The 4,483-nt window shown below is 47.1% G+C and carries 3 protein-coding genes; 2 read left to right on the forward strand and 1 reads right to left on the reverse strand.

The genetic code is table 11. The annotated features are described in order from the left end of the window. Together AB4232_RS17160 and AB4232_RS17165 are read left to right on the forward strand one after the other, a co-directional pair. A partial coding sequence (locus tag AB4232_RS17160; RefSeq protein WP_137002666.1) for an IclR family transcriptional regulator occupies window positions 1-711 on the forward strand: 711 nt, incomplete at its 5' end. A gap of 180 nt (window positions 712-891) precedes the next feature. Further along, window positions 892-2,319, forward strand: a complete 1,428-nt coding sequence (locus AB4232_RS17165; RefSeq protein ID WP_372087618.1) for an NAD-dependent succinate-semialdehyde dehydrogenase — start codon at window positions 892-894, stop codon at window positions 2,317-2,319. 228 nt (window positions 2,320-2,547) lie between these two features. On the opposite strand, the gene AB4232_RS17170 is transcribed toward AB4232_RS17165, so the two are convergent. Then, a partial coding sequence (locus AB4232_RS17170; RefSeq protein WP_372087619.1) for a malate synthase G occupies window positions 2,548-4,483 on the reverse strand: 1,936 nt, incomplete at its 5' end.

Consider the following 4,483-nt stretch of genomic DNA (forward strand, 5'->3'; position numbering starts at 1 on the left):
AAAGACGAGTTTATTTCTCTTCAAGGATTAGTCGAAGAAACTGGACTGCCAAAACCTACGCTGCACCGAATGCTTCAGCAGTTAGAAGCGGCAGGCATTATTCAAAGAGATGGTGACGAAAAACATTACAGCTCTGGTATTCGACTCAGAAAGCTTGCCGAAAACCTATTGTTGAATAGCACCATGCACAGTGCCCGACGCACTATTCTTGAAAACCTGAGAGCAGAAGTTGGTGAAAGCTGTAACCTAACGGCGCTATCAAGTGGCGAGATCATCTATCTTGATCGCGCAGAAACTGAAGCACCCCTTCGTTTTCATCTACACCCAGGTTCTCGCGTCCCAGTGCATTGCTCTGCAAGCGGAAAACTGTTTTTGGCGCACATGTCTAAGTCACAGCGCAGACGATTAATTGAAAATGTGCCACTGACTCAATACACCGTGAACACCATTACCGACTATTCGATGTTAGAGAAAGACATCGAAGAAGCAAAAATCCAAGGCTTTGCGATTGATGACGAAGAATTTTTGCCGGGCTTAGTCTGTATCGCCGTGCTGATCCCGTCATCTACGGGTCAATCAAACCTCGGCCTAGCGATACAAGCGCCTGTAATTCGAGTCAAACCTGATGAAGCGATCAAGTACCTACCCGCTCTTCAGAAAGCCGCAAAAGCGCTAGCGAAAATAGAGTCTGATAATTGGAGTCAACAATAGGTCATTTTCTTAGACCGCTTCGAGTGGCTATCGCTTCGCAAGCAACAACTTAAGCACGAATGAATTAACGAGCTAACGACCACTATCTTCGACCAATCAACGGTTGGTCGAAGTCATTTGAACACTCGCCAACCCGCATATAAGCAACACGTCTAAAGTAATCACAACAAAGGAATCACGATGCTAAACATTAAGAACCAGCACTTACTCTCTTTTATGGTGACAGAAGCGAACAACGCAGTTGCAGTCACAAATCCAGCGACAGGTGAACTCATCGGACACGCACCTATTTCATCACAAGCAGAGTTAGCAAACGCGATTGAACGTGCTCATGTTGCACAGAAAGAGTGGGCCAAGGTTCCAGCTAAATCTCGTGCTGCATCACTGCACCGTTGGCACCAACTGATCCTTGAAAACAAAGAAGATCTGGCTCGAATCATGACGATTGAGCAGGGTAAACCGTTAGCAGAAGCGACAAGCGAAGTCGTGTATGGCGCGAGCTTTATTGAGTGGTTTGCAGAAGAAGCCAAGCGTACTTATGGTGATTCTATTCCTAGCACAGTCGCTGGCAAACGCTTGGTGACCATCAAGCAGCCTATTGGAGTCGCGTGTGCAATTACGCCATGGAACTTCCCTATTGCAATGATCACTCGTAAAGCAGCTCCTGCCCTAGCTGCTGGTTGTAGCTTTGTCGTAAAACCTTCAGATGAAACACCGCTTTCTGCGTTTGCTGTGGTTGAACTGGCTTATCAAGCGGGTATCCCGAAAGATCTACTTCAAGTCGTTCTTGGTGAAAGCCCTGAGCAAGTTGGCACCCTATTCACTTCTCATCCACTGATCAAAAAAATCTCTTTCACAGGCTCGACTCGAGTGGGCAGTATCTTGATGGCTCAAGCCGCACAAGGCATCAAGCGCACTTCAATGGAGCTCGGTGGCAACGCACCTTTTATTGTGTTTGACGATGCCGATATCGACGCGGCCGTTCAAGGCGCAATGGCGTCAAAATTCCGTAATGCGGGACAAACATGTGTCTGTGCAAACCGTTTCTATGTTCACAGTAAAGTATACGATGAGTTCGTGGCTAAATTCGATCAAGCGGTTCAACAGCTTAAGATTGGTAACGGCTTAGATGAAGGTGTCACCATTGGTCCTGTTGTCAGTCAGAATGCGAAGAACAACATCCAAGCATTAATAGACAGAGCGGTAGAACAAGGCGCGACACCTGCGACGCCAACTCAAGAGCTTGATGGGCTTTTCCTTCAGCCTGTCATTCTTAAAAATGTGAAACACAGCATGGACATTGTTCAGCAAGAGATCTTTGGTCCTGTCGCTCCTGTGATGCAATTCGAGACAGACGAAGAGCTTATTGAGATGGCAAACGACACCATTTATGGATTAGCGTCGTACTTCTACAGTCAGAACATTCATCGAGTATGGAACATCGCAGAGGCACTTGAGTACGGTATGGTCGGTATTAATGATGGCCTCATATCAACCGAGGTCGCGCCCTTCGGCGGCGTTAAGCAGTCAGGTATTGGCCGTGAAGGCGCAAAAGAAGGCATCGATGAATACATGGATATTAAGTATCTGTGTTTTGGTAGTAACTAGGTCTCGGAAGTAGTTAGGCTTGGTCGTAACTAAGCCTGACTCTTAGACATCAGTAAGCTTAAACATCGAATAGCCCTACTAACACCTCTCTTCTGAGATTCCCCCACACACCAGAAAAACAGCCAAAAAAAGCCGCGCTATAAAAGCGCGGCACCTTGGGCTCGGTTAAAGGGGGTTTCTTTTTTTTTAGTATTTTACATTCTCTGTTTTTGTTATTGGGTTGCTTCTCTATCCCTGCGCTTTCAGTTTTAGACGCATAGCATGCAGCACTGGCTCGGTGTAACCACTAGGTTGAGCGCAGCCTTCGAATACCAACTGACACGCTGCTGAAAATGCGATGCTGTTTTCAAAGTCAGGTGCCATATTACGGTAGCTCGGGTCGCTAGCGTTTTGCTCGTCAACCACTGCCGCCATACGTTTCATGGTTTTCATTACTTGTGCTTCATCGCAAATGCCGTGGCGTAACCAGTTGGCAATATGTTGACTCGAAATACGCAATGTCGCTCGGTCTTCCATTAACCCTACATCGTTAATATCTGGCACTTTCGAACAACCGACTCCTTGGTCAATCCAACGCACTACGTAGCCAAGAATACCTTGTGTATTGTTATCCAATTCATTTTGGATATCTTTAGCAGTCAGCTTTTGATTACCTAGTAGCGGGATAGTCAGGATATCGTCGACGTTCGCTCTCACACGTTCACGAAGCTCTTTCTGACGGCTAGGAACACTCACCTTGTGATAGTGCAAAGCATGCAAAGTCGCGGCAGTTGGAGAAGGAACCCAAGCAGTATTTGCGCCCGCTTGTGGGTGTCCGATTTTCGCATCCATCATCTTGGCCATGTTGTCCGGCTCTGGCCACATGCCTTTACCGATCTGGGCTTTACCTTGCAGGCCACAAGCTAAGCCAAGATCAACGTTCTGGTCTTCGTATGCGCCAATCCAAGTCATGGTTTTCAGCTGTGTTTTAGGAGCGAATGGGCCCGCTTCCATACTGGTGTGAATTTCATCACCCGTTCGGTCTAAGAAACCTGTGTTGATGAACACAACACGATCTTTAGCCGCGCGGATACATTCTTTTAGGTTGACTGAAGTACGACGCTCTTCGTCCATGATGCCGACTTTGATCGTGAATCGATCTAGGCCTAATGCATCTTCAATACGGCCAAACAGTTCATTGGTAAACGCCACTTCTTCAGGACCATGCATCTTAGGTTTAACAATATTGATGCTGTTCGCAGTCGAGTTTTGGTACGCGCTGTTGCCTTTTAAATCATGCATCGCGATAAGTGAAGTGATCATGCCATCCATAATACCTTCAGGTACTTCATTACCGTCAGCATCAATAATGGCAGGGTTGGTCATTAGATGGCCCACATTGCGGATAAACAACATGCTGCGGCCTTTCAGCGAGATCTCGCCTCCCGTCACGCTGGTGTATTGACGATCTGGGTTGAGGTTACGAACGATGGTCTTGCCATTTTTCTCTAGCGACTCTTGTAAGTCACCTTTCATCAAGCCTAACCAGTTACGGTAAGCCAGTGCTTTGTCTTCACCATCAACCGCCGCTACCGAATCTTCGCAATCCATAATGGTAGTGAGAGCCGATTCCACCAACACATCTTTAATACCAGCCACATCAACGCTGCCAATTGGCGCGCTCGGGTCAATTTGAATTTCGATATGGAGATTATTGTGCTTAAGCAGAATGCTTGAAGGCGCACTCGCATCACCTTGGTAACCAATGAACTGGTTGCGATCGATTAGAGTGACTTCTTCGCCGTTATCTAAGGTCGCTGTTAGTGTATTGCCAATGCTGACGTTGCTGATGCTGTATTTGGTTACGTCTTTATGGGAAACACCGTTGAGAGGTGCAGCATCATCAAGGAAACCTCGAGCGTAGCTCACTACTTTAGCGCCACGTACAGGGTTAAAACTTCCACCCTTTTCTGCACCATCACTTTCACTGATGACATCGGTACCGTAGAGCGCATCGTATAAACTGCCCCAACGCGCATTAGCCGCGTTAAGTGCAAAACGTGCATTCATAATAGGCACAACGAGCTGCGGGCCTGCTTGTGTTGCAATTTCAGGCTCAACACTTGCGGTGGTTACTTGAAAATCTTCGCCTTCAGGGACTAAGTAGCCAATCTGTTGCAAGAAC

Source organism: Vibrio sp. 10N.286.46.A8 (assembly GCF_041470165.1).
In the GTDB taxonomy this organism is placed as follows: Bacteria; Pseudomonadota; Gammaproteobacteria; order Enterobacterales; family Vibrionaceae; genus Vibrio; species Vibrio tasmaniensis_A.

Excerpts from the sequence above, each read along its gene's own strand:
- AB4232_RS17165 (WP_372087618.1), top strand. The coding sequence starts at position 892 with ATGCTAAACATTAAGAACCAGCACTTACTCTCTTTTATGGTGACAGAA.